General features: G+C 41.8%; 19 protein-coding genes. 7 read left to right on the forward strand and 12 right to left on the reverse strand.

Features of this window, described 5'->3' with window-relative positions; genetic code table 11:
- Window positions 1-95 precede the first annotated feature (95 nt).
- The gene (locus HC643_RS40575) at window positions 96-1,334 is read left to right on the forward strand and encodes a membrane protein (protein WP_038076657.1); all 1,239 of its coding nucleotides are present in this window, start codon (window positions 96-98) and stop codon (window positions 1,332-1,334) included.
- A gap of 50 nt (window positions 1,335-1,384) precedes the next feature.
- Here the strand turns inward: HC643_RS40575 and HC643_RS40580 are convergent, their stop codons facing one another.
- From HC643_RS40580 to HC643_RS40590, 3 genes are all read right to left on the reverse strand, one after another.
- Window positions 1,385-2,335, reverse strand: coding sequence for an FTR1 family iron permease (locus HC643_RS40580; RefSeq protein WP_038076654.1), 951 nt, complete (start codon window positions 2,333-2,335; stop codon window positions 1,385-1,387).
- 126 nt (window positions 2,336-2,461) lie between these two features.
- Window positions 2,462-3,505 (reverse strand): helix-hairpin-helix domain-containing protein, encoded by a 1,044-nt coding sequence (locus HC643_RS40585; protein WP_038076652.1) that lies wholly within the window; start codon window positions 3,503-3,505, stop codon window positions 2,462-2,464.
- A gap of 405 nt (window positions 3,506-3,910) precedes the next feature.
- Complete coding sequence (locus HC643_RS40590; protein WP_038076639.1) at window positions 3,911-4,915, reverse strand: multicopper oxidase domain-containing protein; 1,005 nt, start codon at window positions 4,913-4,915, stop codon at window positions 3,911-3,913.
- A gap of 424 nt (window positions 4,916-5,339) precedes the next feature.
- Between HC643_RS40590 and HC643_RS40595 the strand changes: the two genes are divergently transcribed.
- The 3 genes from HC643_RS40595 to HC643_RS40605 all read left to right on the forward strand — a co-directional run bounded on the left by HC643_RS40595 (window position 5,340) and on the right by HC643_RS40605 (window position 8,868).
- Window positions 5,340-6,407 carry an iron ABC transporter permease gene (locus HC643_RS40595; RefSeq protein ID WP_038076637.1) on the forward strand — a complete coding sequence of 356 codons (1,068 nt, stop codon included), beginning with the start codon at window positions 5,340-5,342 and terminating at the stop codon, window positions 6,405-6,407.
- Window positions 6,404-7,426: an ABC transporter ATP-binding protein gene (locus HC643_RS40600; protein WP_038076635.1), complete on the forward strand. Its 1,023-nt coding sequence runs from the start codon at window positions 6,404-6,406 to the stop codon at window positions 7,424-7,426. The genes HC643_RS40595 and HC643_RS40600 overlap by 4 nt, the downstream gene beginning before the upstream one ends.
- A gap of 668 nt (window positions 7,427-8,094) precedes the next feature.
- Complete coding sequence (locus HC643_RS40605) at window positions 8,095-8,868, forward strand: Uma2 family endonuclease (protein WP_038076634.1); 774 nt, start codon at window positions 8,095-8,097, stop codon at window positions 8,866-8,868.
- Between the two features lie 65 nt (window positions 8,869-8,933).
- Here HC643_RS40605 and HC643_RS40610 read toward each other — a convergent pair whose 3' ends face one another.
- Both HC643_RS40610 and HC643_RS42340 read right to left on the reverse strand, forming a co-directional pair.
- A complete protein-coding gene (locus HC643_RS40610; RefSeq protein ID WP_038076632.1) occupies window positions 8,934-9,665 on the reverse strand; it encodes an alpha/beta fold hydrolase in 732 nt (243 codons plus the stop codon).
- 682 nt (window positions 9,666-10,347) lie between these two features.
- Window positions 10,348-10,470 (reverse strand): hypothetical protein, encoded by a 123-nt coding sequence (locus tag HC643_RS42340; RefSeq protein WP_272900287.1) that lies wholly within the window; start codon window positions 10,468-10,470, stop codon window positions 10,348-10,350.
- A 224-nt stretch (window positions 10,471-10,694) separates the two neighbouring features.
- On the opposite strand from HC643_RS42340, the gene HC643_RS42345 reads away from it, so the two are divergent.
- Window positions 10,695-10,826 (forward strand): hypothetical protein, encoded by a 132-nt coding sequence (locus tag HC643_RS42345; protein WP_272900288.1) that lies wholly within the window; start codon window positions 10,695-10,697, stop codon window positions 10,824-10,826.
- Here HC643_RS42345 and HC643_RS40615 read toward each other — a convergent pair.
- The 3 genes from HC643_RS40615 to HC643_RS40625 all read right to left on the reverse strand — a co-directional run bounded on the left by HC643_RS40615 (window position 10,814) and on the right by HC643_RS40625 (window position 14,077).
- Window positions 10,814-11,047: a Nif11-like leader peptide family natural product precursor gene (locus HC643_RS40615; RefSeq protein ID WP_038076629.1), complete on the reverse strand. Its 234-nt coding sequence runs from the start codon at window positions 11,045-11,047 to the stop codon at window positions 10,814-10,816. The genes HC643_RS42345 and HC643_RS40615 overlap by 13 nt on opposite strands.
- Window positions 11,048-11,565: 518 nt before the next feature.
- On the reverse strand, window positions 11,566-12,837 hold the full coding sequence (codA, locus tag HC643_RS40620) for a cytosine deaminase (RefSeq protein ID WP_237266113.1): 1,272 nt from the start codon (window positions 12,835-12,837) through the stop codon (window positions 11,566-11,568).
- A 130-nt stretch (window positions 12,838-12,967) separates the two neighbouring features.
- A complete protein-coding gene (locus tag HC643_RS40625; protein WP_038076624.1) occupies window positions 12,968-14,077 on the reverse strand; it encodes a precorrin-8X methylmutase in 1,110 nt (369 codons plus the stop codon).
- A 236-nt stretch (window positions 14,078-14,313) separates the two neighbouring features.
- Between HC643_RS40625 and HC643_RS40630 the strand changes: the two genes are divergently transcribed.
- Window positions 14,314-14,832 carry a DUF2721 domain-containing protein gene (locus tag HC643_RS40630; protein WP_038076621.1) on the forward strand — a complete coding sequence of 173 codons (519 nt, stop codon included), beginning with the start codon at window positions 14,314-14,316 and terminating at the stop codon, window positions 14,830-14,832.
- 121 nt (window positions 14,833-14,953) lie between these two features.
- On the forward strand, window positions 14,954-16,921 hold the full coding sequence (locus HC643_RS40635) for a heavy metal translocating P-type ATPase (protein ID WP_038076619.1): 1,968 nt from the start codon (window positions 14,954-14,956) through the stop codon (window positions 16,919-16,921).
- A gap of 53 nt (window positions 16,922-16,974) precedes the next feature.
- Here the strand turns inward: HC643_RS40635 and rpsU are convergent, their stop codons facing one another.
- The 4 genes from rpsU to mnmG all read right to left on the reverse strand — a co-directional run bounded on the left by rpsU (window position 16,975) and on the right by mnmG (window position 21,593).
- On the reverse strand, window positions 16,975-17,184 hold the full coding sequence (gene rpsU / locus HC643_RS40640; RefSeq protein WP_038076618.1) for a 30S ribosomal protein S21: 210 nt from the start codon (window positions 17,182-17,184) through the stop codon (window positions 16,975-16,977).
- Between the two features lie 246 nt (window positions 17,185-17,430).
- A complete protein-coding gene (locus tag HC643_RS40645) occupies window positions 17,431-17,724 on the reverse strand; it encodes an RNA recognition motif domain-containing protein (RefSeq protein WP_038076734.1) in 294 nt (97 codons plus the stop codon).
- 251 nt (window positions 17,725-17,975) lie between these two features.
- Entirely contained in the window at window positions 17,976-19,328 is a 1,353-nt protein-coding gene (locus HC643_RS40650; protein WP_038076614.1) for a hypothetical protein, read from the reverse strand.
- Window positions 19,329-19,667: 339 nt separating this feature from the next.
- Complete coding sequence (gene mnmG, locus HC643_RS40655; RefSeq protein ID WP_038076609.1) at window positions 19,668-21,593, reverse strand: tRNA uridine-5-carboxymethylaminomethyl(34) synthesis enzyme MnmG; 1,926 nt, start codon at window positions 21,591-21,593, stop codon at window positions 19,668-19,670.
- Window positions 21,594-21,922: the final 329 nt, after the last annotated feature.

Here is a 21,922-nt window from a genome sequence, read left to right on the forward strand (position 1 = left end):
AGACAGTCCCCCTTAGACTGAACTTCATCCTACTATCTGTCGCATTCTTGTTTCAAATTGGTAATAGGTTAAATGACAATTATTGAATCGCTAATATGTTTGCTAGAATTCGCCGTCTTTTAGGACAATTTTTTACAAGGTCAAGAACAATCAATAATGAACCTTTAAATAAAGTAAGTTTGATTGTCATCATTTTAGTTGATATATTCATATTAATTAATGTTTTTACAGGGCTGGATGATATTAGTAGATGGTATCTCAACCCTTCGCAAGTTTATCCGTGTTATGCCGAGTGGAAGAACTATCGAACACAAACCAATAGAGATAAAGACTATGAAATTATTAAATTGTCATTATCAGAAATATATAATTCTCCATCATTTCAACGCAATTATCAGCAAATCCCAGAAGGGCATTTAGGTAAAGTTTCTGAACTCTGTTTGAACTATGCTGGATACAAAGATAAGATTTATACCTCAGAAAACAGACAAACTATAACAACTATTAACCAAAAACAAGCAAACATCGGTTCACTCGAACGGGCTAATCGTAATATTCGCGCTCAATATGATTCTACACTTTTGGAAAAACTGGCAGGGCAACCTCGCGAACAATCTATCAATCAAATCGCTGCTGAAAAAGCCAAGCAGACTTTAGATCAAAATATTAACAAAATTTCTATACTTGTCAGGGATATTTCTAATTTAAAAAATCAGCTAATTACCAAATCAGAAAGTGTCAACTTTCTAAATTTTCTGAAAGATGAAAGTATCTTTAGTACGGTAGAAAGAGGTTATCAACAAGCATCCTTTTGGTATCCAAGCATTCAATTCGCTTTTCAAGCTATCTTTCTCCTACCACTGATTCTCATCGCCTTATTAGTTCATAGATTTGCGGGAGCGAGAGGATACGGGCTGATCTCGTTAATTAGCTGGCATTTGTTAGTTATCTTTTTTATTCCTCTGATTCTCAAAATCTTTGAATTCTTACAATTTGGTGCTCTATTCCAGTTTCTTTTTGATATTATTGCTGCTATTTTTGGTGGCTTGCTTTTCCTTATCAGTTATATTTATATATTGCTGATACCGTTGATTGGTTTTGGGCTGATCAAATTTTTCCAAAAGGTAATCTTTAATTCCAAACTTCAAGCAGCAAATAGAGTTCAAAAATCACGCTGTATTAAGTGTGCAAAAAAAATCCGTCATAGTGACATTCACTGTTCGCATTGCGGTTACCATCAATATACTGAATGCCCGAACTGTCATAACTTCACATACAAACATTTGCCGTACTGTAGGGAGTGCGGGCATTCTCAAAATTCCTCTCATTTGTAATCGCTCGTTTAATACCTCGCTATGGATCACCGCTCATTGATGACTCGTCATCATTTCTTCTGTGCTACTGGCTGATTTTTACTGCTTCCCTTATTTGTCCCTCTGATACTGTAGAAATAAAAACCGCCTACAGTCAGTAAAAACATAGTATAAAAGAGGGCTTGTATAAAATAGAGATACTGAGTGTAGCCAAATAAAGCATTAAGAATAATACCAGGAAACTGGTCATCAGGCAGGACATTAGAGGTATTCCAAACCATTGGTCCGAGAATACAAGAGTGGATTTTAGTAAACCGTTCATAATAGAAACACAAGCTTTCTGAAGCACGATTGCTCAGGGAAAGGGTTGCAATAGCTTGGTCAAATTTGTCTAAGGCTGTAACAACTAATCCAGCAACAATCAATACTAACAAAATGCCCATGACTTGAAAAAACTGCCGGATGTTGATTTTGATCCCCCATTTAAATAAAAGCAAACCTATTGCAACTGCAGCTAAAATTCCAGCAAGAGCACCGATAGCAGGTACTAGTCCTTGCTGAAAATTAGCAGCAACGAACAGAACAGTTTCAAAACCTTCGCGTACAACAGCAATAAATATCAGAGTAAAAACACCCCAACCCGTGTTTGAATTTTGTTTTAAAGCACCTGTGACTGCTCCTTCAACCTGAGCTTTCATGAATTTGGCTTGTGTCGTCATCCAAAGAAGCATCCAACTCAGCATGAAGATTGCGAGGATGCTAAAAATACCTTCTAGAAGTGGCTCCACTACAGATGAGTATTGAGGATTTAGTGCGCTAACGACTTGGATTATCCAAGTAAACAGAACACCTATTAACGCACTCACAGCAATTCCAACACCAACTCCAGCATATACCCAAATGTTGAAACGGGATTGTTTGGCTTTTTTGAGCAAAGCTAGCACAATACCCACCACAAGAGCAGCTTCTACTCCTTCTCGGAGTGTAATGACAAAAGTAGGAATAGCAGCACTAAAATTCATTGTGATTTGTCATTGGTAATTTGTTATCGGTCTAGAATTATGAGTCAATAATTCTGTTTTTACTTTTGATGTTGAACTATTGACTCTTAAATAAGGCAAAGCTTTTTAATCTAAAATCGATAGAGCTTATCGTTGTGCTTGAGTACTAGAACTATCAACCACTTTTTGGGAATTTTGTTCAATGGTTTTTACTAGCTTGGTAACATCATCAGGCGATTTTACAGGTTTAAGGGGTGGAATGGCAGAGGGCCAAACTTTCACTAGTTCAGTCATATTGGTTTCAATTGCTTTGTGTTCTTGGGGATACTCTTTTGCCATTTGGCTAGAAATCCCTTTGTACAATTCGTTGGCGTAGATGACGAAGCCACGAGAGTCCTGATACTCAATAGCTGCAGAGATTTTTCCATCTGCAATTGCCGCACCATATTCTGAATTGGACGCATCTAATAACCCATTAATGACTTGTAGAACGAAGCGGGGTTGAGTGCGTTGTTCTGCGGGTAAAGCGGCGATCGCAGTATCAATAGATTGCATGGAAGAGGCAAAATCAGTTTTAACTTTGGCGTCTTTTGGCTTGGCTTTTACAAAGTCTTGCAAGCTTATCAAACTTGTCTTAAATTCTTTGACTTTGCGCTCGTTTAATTGGTCTTCTACATCCACGTAAATCTCTTCTACTGGATGTCCAATATGGGGTTCTGCCTGTTTGGGTTCGTTTTTATCTAACAATTCTTTTGCTACCAAAAGATGTCCTTTCATCAACCCTAGCTTGGTCATATAATCAACATCTTTTGCCTCACCACTCAGTACTATTTCCTGGACTGTCACCTGGTCTTTTATTTGGTCAAATTGCTCTTGACTGACAACTTTTTTAGCAACTAAGTCTTCAGGGTTAGCATAGGGGCGATTTGCTTGAATTTTGTGTGATAGAGCGGGAACACCCAGCTGTGCCTCAAACTTATCCAATTCTGAGAGAATAGCATTGTTAATGTTGATTTGCTTTTTGCCACCGTGTCCGCTATGACTGACTCCCTCTGTCTTTTGGGAACTTGTGTTAGTCACTGGTGCTGGTGAAGGATTTTCTGTGGTTTGTGTTGATGTACCGTTACAGGAACTTAATGCGACTATTGCTGCGGCTGCGACAGCTAAACAAACGTATTTATATTTTTTCATTTTTGCTTGTTAGAGGATGTTTTAAGAAGTCAGCTCGGTCAGATTCCCGATTTATAAAAAGTCAGGGTTCTGAATAGCGCAAACTTATCTATGTAATTTCCCATAAATGAAACTTTTTATCAACTAGTTACTGAATTTTTAACCTTTATGTAAAAATTATACTTTTCTTGTTGACAATTGTAGCAATTAGCTTGAATGGAAACTAGTACATGAAGGCAGCCCCGAACGCTCGCTACTGGGGCAGAAGGCGCAAAAGTTTTATTGTCAGCGTTTTGTTTGTGACTTACGTTGCTTTATTTCCGCTATGCTGTACTGGGGAGCGAGGAAGGTGGTACTCCTCTGGGGATAAGGGGTAATGGGGACTGACAAACCAACTGCTAATCGCCAATCCTCATTCCCCAATACCTATGCATTCTTCCCAATGACTTCAAACGATCCCATACAGCCATTTTCTGCAATCCAATCTTGATGGGGGTGAAACATATACTTACCCGGATAGCGAAAGGAAAATTCTAAGATATGCCTTTCTGCAATACCCATCGTAATCACATCAGTTTTCTCACTGGGAGTTCGGCTCATTCCAAATCGGTAGACGTCAAAGAAGTTGGCGTGGAGGTGGAAAGTGACTGCGGGATCGAATTCAATGATGTTGAGAACATAGAGCCGAATTAACTGATTTTGATATATAGGAATAGGAGAATCCATATAGTAGTGAGGCAAACCGTTGAAAGCGTAATACTCGTTACGGTTGTCATCATTCACATCGTACCCAGCCATAACGAGTACAATTTCATCGGCTGGGGGGCGCGGAGTAGGTGGATCGATGATAAACATCCCGTACAACCCTTTAGCAATGTGACGGGTTACTGGCTCAACATGACAGTGGTAAAGGTGAACGCCATAGGGTTCTGCATCAAATTCGTAAATAGTTGCTGAACCGTGACGAACCGGGCGAATACCATCCATATCAGCAGGGTGAGTACCGTGAAAATGCAAAGAGTGAGAATGCCCTGCTTGATTGTAGAACACAACGCGGACGCGATCGCCTTGCTTTGCTCTGAGAGTTGGTCCCGGTATGCGACCATTGAGATCCCAAATATTGAAAGAAACAGCACTACTGAGCTGAATAACAGAGGTATCCGCAGTCAACCGAAATTCTCGTATGGTGCGCCCATTTTCCCGCTTGAGCGTGCCATAATCAAATTCCCGTATCATTTTCATCGGGTTCGCAACCTCCTTAGCAGGCGCTTTTATCTCCAAGGGCGGTACTTTGACAGTAGACTTACCTTGTACATTAAAGCTGTGCCACAGCAACCCTGCACCAGTTAAACCACCACCAGCCAAACCTATTTGTAGCAACCGACGGCGGCTCCACAGTTTTTCTTTCTCGAAAACAAAGTTGTTGGGCATAGCATTAATGAGAGTTAGCAGCAAAAATCAAATTTCTCAAAATTGCAAATATTTTTCGACTAAAGATAACTTTATTGTACTAAATCAATTTATATAAATTAGTAATTATTGTCAATAAGATAATCTTTACTCAATAATGTAGATGTAGGAGCCCGTGTAGGATTTACAAACACCTCTCCCTTTTCTCCGTTGCTCTCCTTGTTCGGATCTCAAATAGGATTGCTATATTAGGAGTTAGAAATTAATGACATAGGAACGAATCCCCATTGCTCCTTATCCTCAGTATTAGCTGAGAAGTAGCCCGGTTGATAATTAAAGATACGCCGTACTTCTAGCAAAATTGATGTAATAATCAATTCAGACTTCGCCTTTTCCGTACTCATGCTAGCAGCTTAAGTCTAGAGTCTGATTGTAAATAATTAAAATGATATTTTTAAAAACCTCCAAAAATCTCCCCATACGACTGCTTCTTTTCTCCACATTACTCCTCATCCTCATTCTCGCCTTTCTACTCGACATAGCCCTTGGTTCAGTTCAAATCCCTCTCAATCAAATCATCAAAATCCTACTAGAACAGCAATCAGAAAAAAACACTTGGACTAACATCATTCTCCAATTTCGCTTACCTAAAGCATTCACTGCAACTCTTGCAGGTGCAGCATTAGGAATCAGTGGCTTGCAAATGCAAACCTTATTTAGAAACCCCTTAGCCGGACCCTTCGTTCTGGGAATTAGTTCTGGAGCAAGTCTGGGAGTCGCATTAGTTGTCCTCACAGCTACCGCTACAGGGACGCCAACGTTATTAAAAGATTTAGGCATAATTGGTGACTTTGGTTTAGCTATATCAGCCAGTCTTGGTGCAGCATCAGTTTTAGGGATAATGTTAATTGTTGCTCGCCGAGTCCGCGATACAATGACACTATTGATTTTAGGTTTATTATTTGGCTACGCTACCAGCGCTATTGTAAGTATCTTACTCAATTTTAGCTCCCAAGAACGAATTCAAACTTACCTCATGTGGACTTTTGGAAGTTTTGCGGGTGTGACTTGGACACAAATGATTATTTTAGCTCCTGTCATCCTTTTGGGTTTATTGATGGCGTTCTTGCTGTCAAAACCACTCAATGCACTGTTACTTGGTGAATCCTATGCGCGTAGTATGGGCTTAACAGTACAAAAAGCCAGATTTTCAATTATTACTAGTGCATCTGTCTTAGCTGGAGCAATAACTGCTTTTTGCGGTCCCATCGCCTTCTTAGGTGTCGCAATTCCCCATCTATGTCGCAGTCTATTTAACACTTCAGATCATCGCGTATTAATTCCAGCAGTCACAATAATGGGTGCTATTCTAGCATTAATTGCAGATTTGATTTCCCAACTTCCAGGAAGTCAAACAGTTTTACCATTAAATGCGATTACTGCTTTAATAGGAACGCCTGTAGTCACCTGGGTCATTCTCAAACGCAACTCGCAAAAATCTTTTCCCACATGAGTGATGCCATTCTCACAACTCACAACCTGACTATTGGTTACAGAACATCGCGAAGAACTTTCCGAAACGTTGCATCTAATATTTCGGTGTCGCTTCAAACAGGAGAACTCGTTTGTTTGCTCGGTCCTAATGGAGCGGGTAAGTCAACCTTACTGCGAACACTTGCGGGAATGCAACCTCCTATTCAAGGGGAAGTGCGATTGCTTGGAGAAAATGTTTATAAATTACCACCGCAAGAATTAGCAAAACGTCTCAGCTTGGTACTGACAGATAAGATAGATGTAGGAATGCTATCATCTGAAACCTTTGTAGCTTTAGGACGCTATCCTTATACTGATTGGTGGGGAAAGCTAACACCGCAAGACGAAACCATTGTTAATTGGGCAATAGAATCTGTAGGTGCAACACATTTATCCCAACGTCATGTTAGCGAACTCAGTGACGGGGAACGGCAAAAAATTGCGATCGCACGAGCCTTAGCACAATCACCTGTTGTCATGCTACTCGATGAACCTACAGCATTTTTAGATTTGCCCAGACGTGTGGAAATTATGCAATTGCTGCGCCAAATTGCTTGGCAAAATCACCAAGCAATTCTTTTATCCACCCACGATCTCAATCTCGCTTTACGCTTAGCAGATAAAGTTTGGTTGCTTGCTAGTAATGGAACTTTGCACGTTGGCGCACCGGAAGATTTGGTTTTGAGCGGTGCGTTTGCCGAAACTTTCCGCACTGAAGGAGTGGAATTTGATATTGCTTCTGGAGAGTTTCATCTCAATTCACCAGTGCGTGGTACGGTCGATTTAATAGGTGAGGGAGTAGAAGCTTTATGGACACAACGCGCCTTGCAACGAGTGGGATTTCTCGTTCAGACTGAGAGCAAATCCTCTCCCATTTGCATAGAAGTGATACCCACTCAAAAACAAGTTGTTTGGCAGGTCATACGCGATCGCGAAATGTTCTTGTACTATGAGGTACAAAAACTTATTCAATTCTTGAATCAACTTTTTCCAATGTAAAGATCTCTACTTTAGTTAGAGGCTTAGTTATACACTTACCTTCAACCACAATCCTAGAAACACTTTACTTTAAATTATTAATTGCGCTCTTCCACGAGAATTGCTCGGACAGAATTCTAATAGAGCTTTCGCCGACCTTTTCGAGCAGCATTACAGCAAGCAGTTTTCATTTCAAAGTCGATACAGCCGATTGCTTCAGGCGAACAAGCTTTTTTAGGATGTACCGGACATTTCAATCGATAGTCATTGGTGAAATACTCACAACCTACACAGGAATTTGATGCAACATCGTAACTACAGTTCAACAGTAGGATTTACAAAGATGCTTTACAAACATCTTTTTACACTTTTTCCTTTAATTTATTCAAACACTAATGAAAATCTATGTCAACTAACTCGAGCAAAATAATTAAACTAGGCAGATATACTAGTACAGATCGGTGGAAATAAGGCAACTATTAGTTACAGGTAAAAAGTTTACAATAAGAGCTTTTGCTCCTTCTGCCATCTAATAAGCATACTTCTGCCTTCACGTACTAAAGTATTGAAGGGTAAAGAGCAAGAGCGCGATCGCTTCAGTACATGAATTAATAACCAAAGACATTTAGGGTAGGCATCAAAAACTAACTAAAGATAAAATAGAAACAAACAGACCAAAGGCGGTGTGTATGGTAACCCAACTTGGTGAAACCAAATTAGCTTATGAACTGGTCATATCGTGGGAAGCCTTGCCCAAAGATTTTCAATTAGAGGATGAACCAGTGGAAAACACAGGTCAGCCATTGTTGGCTGGTGCATTACGTGAAAGTTTAGAAATCGGTGATTTCATCCAACCTCAAATGTTAATTGCGTCCAATTTTGGTCTGTGCGCGACGGTGAACGGGCAATTGATTGTGAAAGCGCCAGATTGGGTTTATGTTCCCTCTGTCAACCAAGTGATAGGAGAACGCAGAAGCTATACACCCAATTTAGAGGGGGATATACCTGCAGTCGTCATGGAATTTTTATCTGAGGAGCAGGGAGAAGAGTATTCGGTAAAGCGAACCTATCCACCAGGAAAATGGTTTTTTTACGAGCAAATTTTACAAGTACCTGTGTATGTTATTTTTGATCCAGATGGTGGGTTGTTAGAATTTTATCAACTGGAAAATAGACGCTACGAATTAAAGCAACCAGATGAAAATGGTCGTCATTGGATTGATTCAGTAGGTTTATACTTAGGGACGTGGCAAGGAACAAAAGAAGCCAGAACTGGATATTGGTTGCGGTGGTGGGATCGGACAGGTAATTTGTTACCTTGGGCAGTGGAAGTGATTGAACAAGAGCGTCAACGCGCCGAACAAGAGCGTCAACGCGCCGAACAAGAGCGTCAGCAAAAAGAACGGCTGCTTGCTTATTTGCAATCTCAAGGTATCGATCCAAATAATTTGCCCACAGATTAAAGATCATTCAAATCCCCTACCTTAAAGTATGGGGATTAACCAAAACGATGCAGTGTCATTAGATTCTATATCTTTAAACTGCTAGACACTGAATTTGATAGGTGTAAAGATTTCCAAAAATGGAGAACTTGCTCTGCCACAAGCTGAGGTTGAAAGAAATGAAAGAAATGCTTTCCTTCTGGGCATTTCCACAAGCGATCGCCCTCTTTCAAATAAAGTTGCCATCCACACAGATCGTCGATTTCTACAACGATGTCGTCTAAACTTCCACAGACCATTAAAGGAACAGGAACAGAACTCCGAGGAACACAAAGTCTTTGAAATAGCGAGTGTGGTGAAAGAGAGGAATTCAAATCTTGCCTTAGTATTTGTGTTAGACGTTTATTGGTAAATTCTGCATGATATCCAAACAAGTTGTAAGCCATGGATCTAAGAATTTGCTGGCGACTAGAGAATGGGAGATGAGCATAGTAATGAACGTGCCAATTAACAGCTGCATCAACGCCTACAGCCAATAGAGTGAGAGATTTTACTTTTTCAGGATATCGATCTGCATAAAACAGTCCTAACAATCCTCCCGTACTATGACCGATCAGATGTACGGGTTGAGTGCAAGATTGGAGATAATCATGCAACAACATCACTGCAAATGAAAGTGGGCTTGCTTCGTCCTCAGTTTGAGAGTAATCCCAACTAGCAATTGTCATGTGATGTGACAAATAAGATAGCAGTGGCTGAGAAAAGCATTGCAAACTAGGGCTTGTATTTAACCAAACGACATCGGGCGATTGAAACATGAGATTTGCCTGCAAGTAAATTATCACAAGAATTGTGAGTGGTTAGTTGTTGATTGCTCGTTCTTCCACTAACCACTGACCCTTCAGGTATCTCCTGTGTCCCCTATGTCCTATGCCCTTCGGATACACTACGCGATGCGAAGCTTTGCCCGCAGGACTATACGCCAGTTGGGCACAGGAGAAAAACGCTCCTATGGCAATGAGGGTGCCACGTGCTATCAGCACTGGTCTCACTACCTACTTTCTTTGGACTCACCACTCACTACTAACCACTATCCATGACACACCACACTCTTTCTTCAGTTGACTGAGCAAACTTTAATGCGCTGGTCTGTCATGTTAGAGTGATTATCTTCATCAAGAGCTAAACGTACACCTTCGCCTTGCCACGGGGAGGGTTGGAGAAGGTGTACTTCATTGAAAGGCAAAGCGCTGTGTGCTGCATCTTCAATTAAATTGAAGTATTAGCTTGCAGCTAAAGTATTCAGCCTATTCAACACTAGATAGGCAAAGATAGCTCTACCAATTTCATCAATCAAAAAGCCTCCGGTAAATTGGCTCTATCTTTGGGTAGTTCGGAGAGTCTCTAGCACTCCAAAAACTACTTCCACTAAAGTGAATTGCGTAGTTATTTGCGTTTGCTTTTGATAAGAAGCACTACTGTCAATCGATAAGCTCATGGTCAATTTAATAATTTACCCGTTAGGTTGGCTGAGCGGTTGACTGAGCGAAAATTGCCAGCCCACCAAGGAGTGCCAGCAAAGCCATGCTTCACGGACAGCAAACTCGTAGAAACAATTGCCATTTTACTTAAAATACCTTTCTTGAGAATTTTATTCAACAACTATAAGTGACAGTTTACTATAAAATCTCTATTAATGAAAGATATTTTCATTAATATTTCCTCATGCTGAGCTATTCTTGCGTTGAGTTAGCAGTTAGTTGTGTCAAAACCTTCCTCAGTATTCCGCAATGGGTTATGACACTCTAGAACAAGTTCTAAATTTAGAAGTTTGACCGTAAATTAGGTTGAAAGTAGTGCAAAAGGGCGATCGCCTGACTATTGAAGTGCAATCACAAAGTAGCAACACCTTTGCGCTATCAGCACAAGTAGCAAGAATTAGGCGATCGCCAACCTATACTAAAAATTACCTGGGATAAATGTGCTGTCTGGGTGCTATTCCTGGATTGACGATCGCAGCCAACTCTTCTTCAGACAACTTGCTTAGCTCATTTTCCAATTCTTCCACTGTGAAGTCATAGCCACGCTCTTTAGCAATTTTAATAAAAACTGCTGGCTCAGATGCGGCTTTGATTCTTTCCTTTAACGCTCGATCTTGTTTGACGATACTTAAAAATCGGGTTGCATTGTTCTGTGACATGACAGTCCATCCCCTGGTTTCAATTTCAGATTTCCGTGTAATTAATTTAGCGTTTTTTGTTTCGGCAAATTTTAGCTAACCCGTCAAAAGCCCCCCACTTACTCCGAAACAAAAGTGTGTGGAGTCGTCACTTGAATTGAACGACTAGCTTATACGTGTACTTTCATCTTTAACCAAAAAAGAGAATGTACGATCGATGTGTGACAAAAGTTCACCTATTTTCGGTAGGAGGCGTTGGCTGTTATTTGGAAGCAAAAACACTAACGAGCTTTTATTACTTCAATTTTAGACTATAAGTTCTTTCTTGCTTAGGTCATGTTCCTCTAAAGCTGTCATTGACTGTGCCTGAGTTGAAAACATTTTCGCTAATTCTAACAAGGAGCATCTTAAAAGTGCAAAAACTCGACTGACCTCTTGCCCCTAGAGCGATCGCTCCTCACAGTGCTCGAGATCCACTACCACGAACTTTGCCATCATTGCAGTATGTGGAAGTCCAAGGGTTCTGCTAGTTACTATTTTTACTCCATCCACTCCGTGACTGCGGGTGTTGTACGAGATAATAATTTTCCTTTAGAAATAACATAGCGAGGAAAAGAGCGACAGCGAATAGCATCATAACGATCGCTAGCCTCTAAAACTATCAGTGAAGCTTTTTTGCCAACTTCTATCCCATACTCACTTTCTAAGTGGAGTGTTTTTGCTCCATTTACAGTAACCATATCGTAACAAGCATTAATTTCAGGCGCTCCTGTCATTTGACAAACATGTACCCCCATGTGAGCCACATCCAACATACTACCCGTACCCAAGCTGTACCAAGGGTCTTGAACGCAATCATGTCCAAAACTGACGTTAAGCTTTTGCTGCCAAAGTTCTTTCACTCTGGTGACTCCTCTCCGTTTTGGATAGGTATCAGTTCGACCTTGGAGTGTAATATTAATGAGGGGGTTGGCAATAAAGTTTATTTGGGCTTGTTGGAGAAAACCCATTAATTTGAAAGCATAGGCATTGTTGTAAGAACCAAAAGCTGTTGTATGGCTGGCGGTAACTCGCGCACCTATGCCTGTGCGAATGGCACAAGCAGCAACAACTTCTAAAAATCTCGATTGGTCATCATCAATTTCATCACAGTGAATGTCAATCAAGCGATCGTACTGCTGCGCTAACTCAAATATACGATTTACCGATCGCACTCCGTCTTCTCGCGTGAGTTCATAATGAGGTATTCCACCAACAGCATCAGCACCCATTTTTAAAGCCTCTTCCAAAAGGGCTTCGTTTTCTGGTTTGGAATAAATGCCATCTTGGGGAAATGCCACTACCTGTAGAGTCATCCAATCTTTGACTTCCTCTCTGACTTCTAAAAGCGCTTGTAGGGCAATCAGTTGTGGTTCGCTAACATCAGCATGAGTACGGACATATAAAATTCCCCGTGCTGCTTGTTGTTTGAGCATGGCAACTGCACGAGTTTTAACATCTTCTAAGGAAAGATTTTGCTTGCGTTCTCCCCAAATTTGGATACCTTCAAATAAAGTACCGCTTTCATTCCAACGCGGTTCCCCTGCAGTCAGTACTGAGTCTAAATGAATGTGGGACTCTACAAATGGAGGTGAAGTCATTTGCTCAAGAGCATCAAGTTCTACTTGCGCCGAACCGCTTAGATGAGATGCGATCGCGCTAATGTGACCGTCTTTAATCCCAATATCGACGAGTTCTTCAGCTAACCCAACTAATTTACAGCGACGCACTAATAAATCGTAAGTTTTGTTTGTCATTGGTAAGCGTGTCATTTGTTATTTACTTCGTTCCCAGGCTGAGCTTGGCAATGCCTTTACAAGAAGTTCCGCTTCCAGTATAGACTCGCTATCCAAAGCAGTGTCTTTGGATTTTTTTCTTGGCGTTTATGTTCGGTTTTTCTTATCAAGAACTTAGATAACAATGACAGTGTGGTTTTTCAATAAGTGACTCAACCAAAGCATTTAAAGCAGTCGCAGCTAACAAACCACCTCCTAATGTCCCTTCAATAGCGATCGCACCCACAGATAATTGCATCAATTGCCTTTTAGCCGCTGGAGCGTGACTAAAACCAATGGGCATACCGATGACTGAGGCAGGGTGAATTTTCTGCTTTTGTATAGCTTCACAAACAGATAAGAGTACACTGGGGGCGTAACCAACTACAATGATGCAACCATCAGACACTTGCAGTAATTTTTCTTGCCATTTCTGGTGTTGCCAAAATTCTTTCTCCGCCTCTATTGCAGAGGTCACATGAGCATTATCGATAAGTATTTCAACGTCACAACCCAAATGCACTAAGCGTGTTTTATCCAAAGCAGCAGCTACTGTTGGGATATCTACAACAATTTTACAGCCACACTTTAAGGCATCACGGCTAGACGCGATGGCTTGTTGATTCAACCTCACAAATGATGCCAAGCTAACATCTCCGCAAGCTAAAATAAGTTTAGAAATTAAGTCTTGTTCTATTTCAGATCTGTTGGACAGATCGGGGAGTAAGTGTTGTAGCGATTCTTGAAAAGCTTCCGGATGAGCATGAACCCGAGCATCTAATCCACTCCAAAGTTTTTCGAGTCCAGACAAGCCCGTCTTTGTTTCCACCTCCAGTAACTTTAGTTGTGCTAAAACCTCAGCTTGCATAATTTGGCAATTGCGATCGCGTCCCAATAGTCCCTCCAATGCAGACGCCGTTTGTCGCAGTTGAGAAATTTGTTGCATCACTGACTGATATTGCTGCTGGAGTTGCGCCATAAAGCTAGCAGTCATGTCCATTTCTGGTTCCACTTCCAAAATGTGACGGATGTGGTTGAGTTGGAATCCTTGCTGCTTGAGTGCTACAATGCGTTGCAGTCTGATAACATCTTTATCCGTGTAAAGACGATAATTGCTCGAAGAACGCTTTGGTTGTGGCAATAATCCCAATTGATGATAGTGACGTACCATCCGTGGAGTGATTTTGCCACCAACTGCATCGGTCAGTTCTTTAATGGTTAAACAAGATGTTTTCATATTTGCGGTAGCAAGTTTTGCACGCGAATGTCACCGCTCGATAAAGTCTACTCAGATCTACTCACAAGTGAGCCAATCTCTTCAACCGGAAAGATAGCGGTCAATCAAACCTACCTTAAAGGGTTTACGCCTTCACAGATTTGTAAGTAGAGACAGAGGTTTTTAACTTTATTGTAGCTCTTTCCAGGTTACTATCGCTTTTGTATAGTTGAAATTCAACGTAATATTGATATTTTATGTCTGCTGAAACTACCGCTCGTATCATTCAAACCATCATTGCTCCTACGGTACTGATTACAGCTTGCGCGATTATCCTTAATGGAATCATAGGACAGTACAATACCATTGGGAGTCGTTTAAGTTCGTTGGCACACGAGCGCCTGGAATTGTTGCAAAAAAATGCATTTGAAGATTTCCTGGGACGCGAGCGCTTGCAAGAAATTGATATTCAATTACCAACTTTAGGTCACCGATATCGATTGCTACAATATACAGCGCTGATTATTCACGCTTCAGTCATGATTTTTCTCTTGACAATGGTTGCGATCGCTATATCTGTGTCTCTCAGTTCTCAATGGTTTGCATCAAGCGCTGTCATACTGTTTTTCTCTGGTATTTTAGTTCTCATTTTGGGGTTATTGTTGATTGCTATAGAAATTCGTATTTCCCATAAAGCGGTTTGTTACGAAGTCAAAAGAATTTCAGCACTGTGTAATTCAATGAATTGGGATTCGAGCTATTCAGCTAAGGAATGAATTTGAGGGACAGGGGAGATAAGGGGGACAGGAAGTTTTTTGTCTAATTACCTGTAGAAGGGTTGACATTGACATTAATGTTAAGGTTTAGCGTGAGAGAGTATATGTGGATTTCACTCTCATGCTTTACCAACAGCGTTTAACCGAACTCACCAGGGAACACGCAGATACCCTACCTGCAATCTTTTGCGGAGTCTTATTACTTTTCGGATGGTTCGCCCTGCATCTCGGCTTTTTGGGATGGGCGTTGTTGCTGTTACCTGCAGCATATGTCATTGGTGGTTATGAAAGTGCGAAGGAAGGACTGACAACTCTTGTTAAAGAGAAGGAACTAGATGTCGATTTACTGATGATTGTGGCAGCATTAGGGGCTGCTGCTCTGGGATTGTGGCAAAGAGAGTACCACTTAATTATTGATGGCGCTGTCTTAATCCTGATTTTTGCCATTAGTGGTGCTTTGGAAAGCTATGCTATGCGCCGAACAGAACGAAGCATTCAAAGTTTGATGAAGCTCACGCAAGACACAGCAACTGTTTTGCGTTTTGGCAAAGAAGAAGTGGTTTCCATCAGCCAACTTAAGGTGGGAGATGAAATTATTGTCAAACCAGGAGAGATTGTTCCGACTGACGCAATGATTGTTTCTGGTTACAGTACTCTCAATCAAGCAGCTATTACGGGAGAGTCTATACCTATAGAGAAAACAGTAGGAGATGAAGTCTTTGCAGGTACGCTCAACGGCTATGGTGCGCTGAAACTCCAAGTCCACCAACCACCTGAAAGTAGTTTAATTCAACGCGTGATTCGTTTGGTAGAACAAGCACAAGATTCAGCCCCTCCATCCCAACAGTTTGTCGAGCGATTTGAACGGGGATATGCAAAGTTGATTGTTATCGCTGGATTGTTGCTAGCTATTTTGCCACCCTTTATCTGGGGCTGGAATTGGGAAGTTACAATTTATCGTGCTCTGACTTTCCTCGTTGTCGCTTCTCCTTGTGCATTGATGGCAGCAATTATGCCTACTTTACTTTCTGGAATCGCTCATGGTGCAAGACAGGGGATTTTGTTTAAAAATGGTGCTCAATTAGAAACGATCGCTAAAGTCAAAGCCATCGCTTTTGACAAAACTGGTACGCTGACAACAGGACAAGTACAAGTTTCTCGGGTTATTCCTGCTAGTGGATACTCGGAATTGGATGTATTAAAAATAGCTGCTTCTGTAGAAGCATATTCGGAACATCCTATTGGCAGAGCGATCGTTCTAGCAGCAAAAGAGTTAGATTGGATACGTGCAATTGAGGTAAGAGCTATTCCCGGACAGGGAATAGAGGGAAGAGTGGAACCCTCAAGTGGAAATGAGTTGGAATCTCAAGTCATAGTGGGTAAAGAAAATTTTATACATCAGTATGTATCTGAGTTACCCAATGAATTGAAACAATTAGCTCGCATCTTAGAGGAAAAGGGAAACACTGTTGTTTGGGTAGCAACAGTTTCTCAGATAAGTGTTTCCCCGACTTCCTCCCAACCTAACATTATTGGTGCGATCGCAATTGCAGATGAAGTCAGGTTGGATGCAGCAATAGCAATTTCCCGTTTGAAAAAGCTGGGAGTTGAACAAATCGTCATGTTAACTGGCGACAACGAAGCAACTGCACGCAGTGTTGCTCAAGCAGTTGGACTTGACCAAATCCATGCAGAATTACTCCCTGAAGATAAGCTTCACATTATTCGCCGTCTGCAACAAGAGTATCAAACAGTAGCAATGGTAGGGGATGGCATCAATGATGCACCAGCCCTAGCTCAAGCATCTGTAGGTATTGCCATGGGAAAAGTAGGTACAGATGTAGCTTTAGAAACCGCAGATATTGTCTTGATGGCAGATAAGTTGGAGAAGATTGAAGTCGCAATCCGTTTGGGTAAAAGAGCGCAGGTCATCGTCAGACAGAATATTGCGATCGCTCTAACTTCCATTGCTTTGCTCTTAATTGCTAACTTTGTGGGAAGCATCAACTTACCCACGGGCGTGATCGGACATGAAGGGTCTACTGTAATTGTTACCTTAAGTGGTCTGCGGTTGCTGAGAAAATTATGAATTATGAATTATGAATTATGAAATTTTATCATTCATAATTCATAATTCTGAACTTAAGTTTCTTTACTACTAGATTGGTAGCGATGACGCCGACGGCGTTGATTGCGTAAAGCTTCAGCTTTGCGTCTCCGCTTTTCGATAGGTGTTTCAAAATGTCTCTTTTTGCGTAAATCCGGCAAAATTCCTGCTTTAGAAACTTGCCGTTTAAAACGACGTAGGGCTGAATCGATCCCTTCCGTTTCTCCCAAGATGACTTGAGTCATTGGTTCTCCTGTACCATTGTCTAACTGCGCGGTTTGTGTGTGGCGAGTTACTTAGTTCGCCAGATCTTAGAGCTAAGTTGGTGTTGAGTTGACCCCCTCAGCCCCAATCTATAATAATAAAATTTTTTATGACCAGTCACGTATACAGTAATTCCACCATTATTATATTTAATGAAAAAAAGAAGTTAATTCATTATTCACCAATCACTGGTCACTGGTCACTGATTACTGGTCACTAGTTATTATTTAATAACGGTTGCGGAAGTTGTTCCGGTTACCACCGAAAGGTTTCTTATCTTCACGTGGTCGAGCTTTATTAACTTTCAGGTCACGTCCCATCCATTCAGCGCCGTCTAGACCTTCGATGGCTGCTGTTTCTTCAGCTTCGCTTGACATTTCTACAAAACCAAAGCCACGTCGCCGACCGGTTTCGCGATCGGTAGGAATCTGAACGTCTTTGACTGTTCCGTATTCTGCAAACACCTCTCTCAAGTCATCTGGTGTAACTTCGTAGGAAAGGTTGCCTACATAAATTGACATGATTGTCTCCAAAATCATCAAGTTGTAGAGAGCAATATTTCGGAGACAAGGCTGTAAAGTCGAGAAGGCGAAGCCTGTAAATTCTAATAACAAACATTGCAACCGAAATGGCACTCACTTATTAGCCTAGCATAACTAAAACTGACAAGGGTTACATTGAGTGCTAAAATCAGAGCAAAAATCAGACCCCCCAAACCCAACATCCTCTCAAAATGTTTGGGGGATCGTCCTTTCTCTGTTTCATGACAACACTAGAATGTTTGTCCGGCATAAATTGAGCGAACTTCACCGTTACGGCGAATCACAGCTTCTCCATTAGTGACTTCCACAAGTGTCCAACCACTATAACCGATTGCTTCACCGACTTCAACGCGTTTAGTCACACCGTTAATTTTAAATAAAGCAGCAGATTTGTTGCCTAATTCCATCAAACCTTCCAAGGTATGAGCGCTCACAGGACGATTTGGAGCCGAGACAGTTGCTACAATTTCTTGCTCTGCAATTGGAGTAGTCGATGTGGGTGCTGTTGCTGTCGGTGATTTTGGTGGTGCAGAGTTAGAGGAAGTGACAGATAATATGGGTAAAGCAGCCTTTGAAACTGGATATACTGTAACTGGCTTTGTTTGCATTGCTACAGGTTTAATATCATTGCGTACAGCAGCAAGAGCAGTGACAGTCATGGGCTTGGTAGCTAGCTGCGTTTTGATTGCAGCTGTTTTCACGGGTGCGAGTTTAGAAGTATAACCTAAATTCTTTTTAGGAGATGCTGCAACTGGCACTTGGGGCAAAGCTCTCAAATTGGCGAGCATGGGTGGAGGTGCGTAACGCATGGGTTGTGGTGCTTGGTACACCGGAATGTAAATTCGTCGTTCGACAACAGTGGTTGAGCGACCGGGGGCTAGAGAAGTGTTATTAGCAGCAGGTATTAGCAAATTACCAGCAGGGGGTTGATAAGCAATATTCGCTTGGTTAGATGGAACACTCGCTACTGTTGCTGGTTTAGTAGATCTAAGGTGCTGTGTTGTTTCCTGTCTGTCGATCGCGGACAGCGCACCGAGCATATAGCGAACCAAATCTTCTTCAACTTGTGCTTTTGTTGGTAACTTTGGCTGAACTTGCTGTGGCAATAAATTTTTCTGTAATGATGTGGAAGCCAAACGGTTGACTAACCCAGAGTTTGAGAGCCAAGCCAAACATGCCATTGCAGCACCTACACCAACTCCCAACCACAGCACGCTGCTGAGGAAGGAACGGGATTTTTGTTTGCTGGGTTTGGGAGGTGGTTGGTTTGTCGCTGTAGCACCCACAACTACAGTACTGAGTGGGTTGTGTCTTACTTTAGGAATAGGCTGTGTCTGTGGAATTTGTCTGTCTTGGAAGACAATTTGCGGTATTGTAATTGTTTGAACGCGGTGGAAATGTCCGCCGTGCTGAACCGTTTGGCTGGGTAGGGTTTCTTGTCCATCCAAAATGTCGTCAATTTCAGCAAAGAGTTCATCCATTAAGCCATCAGCGTAGGTTTCGATAGACCAGGGTTGTTCGCTGACTATTAGATCTTCTGATGGTTCTGAAAGTATGAGATAAGTACTAGCTTTTTCTGACATGGCTATTTTAAATAGTAGCGGTTAGCTGTTAGTGGTTAGTGGTTAGCGGTTAGGGATTAGGGGTTAGGGGTTAGGGGTTAGTGGTGAATACTTTGACTTATCAGCATTTTCCTACTATCAACTAACGACTATCAACTAACGACTAACTACCATCGACTAACTACCAAGTACTAACGACTTAACTTTAATCTGGAATTGATGATGCCTATTAAATCATGCCGTCTGTCATATCAACCTCCATAATTTCACCAAAGTTTTCAGAATTTCTGAACGATGAAGGATGAAATAGGCGCAACCTGTCATTTTCTGCTTGATACTTTATAGTTCATACTTCATCCTCTAATTCGTTAGTACTGACAAATCAATTTGGTTTTTATTTTTACGTACTTCCAGGTAGATTAGCAAGGCATTGATATCTGCTGGATTAACTCCACCGATACGTGCTGCTTGACCGATACTCAGAGGTCTGACTTTGCTAAGTTTTTCCCGTGCTTCTTTGGAAAGCGTGTCAATAGCATAGTAATCCAAATCCGCAGGTAATTGGCGATGCGCCTGACGGGCAATTTGATCGATCTGAGTTTGCTGTCTGTGCAGGTAACCAGAATACTTGATGTCTATCTCCACCCCTTCTTGTTCGCTGCGATCGAGACTGGTGTTTGCCAAAGAGTGCTTGTTAAGATCTACGTAGTGAAATCCCGGACGCCGCAACAAATCGGCGAGGGTTATGGAACCTTTGATTGCTTGTCCGGTGCTCAGCGCGATCGCCCGCCCGATTTCATCGTGTTCTTTCACCCGTGTTGAATACAACCGTTCTTTTTCTGCTGCTATATTCGCTTGCTTGCGAGTAAACAAATCCCAACGACGGTCATCAATCAAACCAATCTCACGCCCCAAGGGAGTCAACCTCTGGTCGGCATTATCAGACCGCAGTACCAGTCTATACTCCGAACGACTCGTCAGCATCCGGTACGGTTCCCGTAAATCCTTAGTACAAAGATCGTCAACGAGGGTACCGATGTAACTTTCTTCTCGCGGGAAAACAATCATTTCCTGAGAGCGAACAAAACGAGCCGCATTAATTCCTGCGACTAATCCCTGAGCTGCTGCTTCTTCGTAACCCGTTGTTCCGTTCACTTGTCCGGCGCAAAACAGTCCTTCTATCTTCTTTGTCATCAAAGTAGGAAAACACTGGGTAGCAGGTAAATAATCGTACTCAACTGCATAAGCTGGGCGCAGCATGGTACAGTTCTCCAAACCGGGAAGACTGCGTAACATTTGCAGTTGCAAATTTTCCGGTAGCCCTGTGGAAAATCCTTGAATGTATAGTTCGGGAATATCGCGCCCTTCTGGTTCAATAAAGATTTGATGGCTTTCTTTGTCAGCAAAGCGCACAATTTTATCTTCAATACTGGGACAATAACGAGGTCCCTTGGCATCTACCCAACCCCCATAAACGGGTGACAGGTGCAAATTTTCCCGAATTAAGCGATGGGTTTCGGCTGTAGTGCGGGTAATATAACAAGGTATCTGGTCCCTTTCTACCCATGCTTGTGGGTCAAAGCTGAACCACCGCACGTCTTCATCTCCAGGTTGGGGTGCCATCTTATTAAAATCGACTGACCGTTTATCGACTCGTGCAGGAGTTCCTGTTTTCAATCGTCCTGTTTCAAATCCCAGGCGATTCAGGGTTTCTGTCAAACCTTCCGCTGCAAATTCGCCCGCACGTCCGGCTGCCATTGATTTGTTGCCAACCCAAATCTTTCCTCCCAAAAAGGTACCTGTCGTTAAAATCACCGCTTTGCACCCGAAGGCAACACCAAAGTAAGTTTGAACGCCCGTAACTTCATCATTAGCACCCAACACTAAATCCGTAACCATACCTTCGCGAATCGTTAAGTTCTCCTGGTTTTCAACGATTCCCTTCATAACTGCTGCGTATTCTCTTTTATCTGTCTGAGCGCGTAATGCCCAAACTGCGGGTCCTCGCGAAGAGTTGAGAATGCGCTTTTGCAGGTACGTTCTATCTGCCATTTTGCCAAGTTCCCCGCCTAGGGCATCCACCTCATGAGTGAGTTGAGATTTTGCCGGACCGCCAACTGCAGGATTGCAGGGTTGCCAAGCAATTTTATCTAAGTTGAGGGTTAACAGCAGGGTACGACAGCCAAGGCGTGCTGTCGCAAGGGCTGCTTCACAACCGGAGTGACCGGCACCGACAACGATAACGTCAAAAGCGTCTTGGAATTCAATGGAAGTGAGCGGGATCATGGACTTAAACAGAGCAGCAAGAACTCATACTTATTCTAACTGTTGTTAACACTTCTGTTGATTATTGGTATTTGAGTTTCAAAGGTTTTAAATTCCGCTCTGTACTCTTTGGTAATGTATACAAGCATGAGTTGCAAGACAAGAGCGTTTTTTTCTGATACGATTGTCTTCTTGATGAAGCTTGTGAAATAATTAGTGATTATTCTAAATATATATTAAAATAATATATACAGTTTCAACGATATTTAATTGTTAATTGGAAAACAAGTATGCTGAAAATAATCAAGAGTAATGCTCGGTATCAAAATCTATTAAAATCTGAAATCAAG

Source organism: Tolypothrix bouteillei VB521301, from assembly GCF_000760695.4.
In the GTDB taxonomy this organism is placed as follows: Bacteria; Cyanobacteriota; Cyanobacteriia; order Cyanobacteriales; family Nostocaceae; genus Scytonema; species Scytonema bouteillei_A.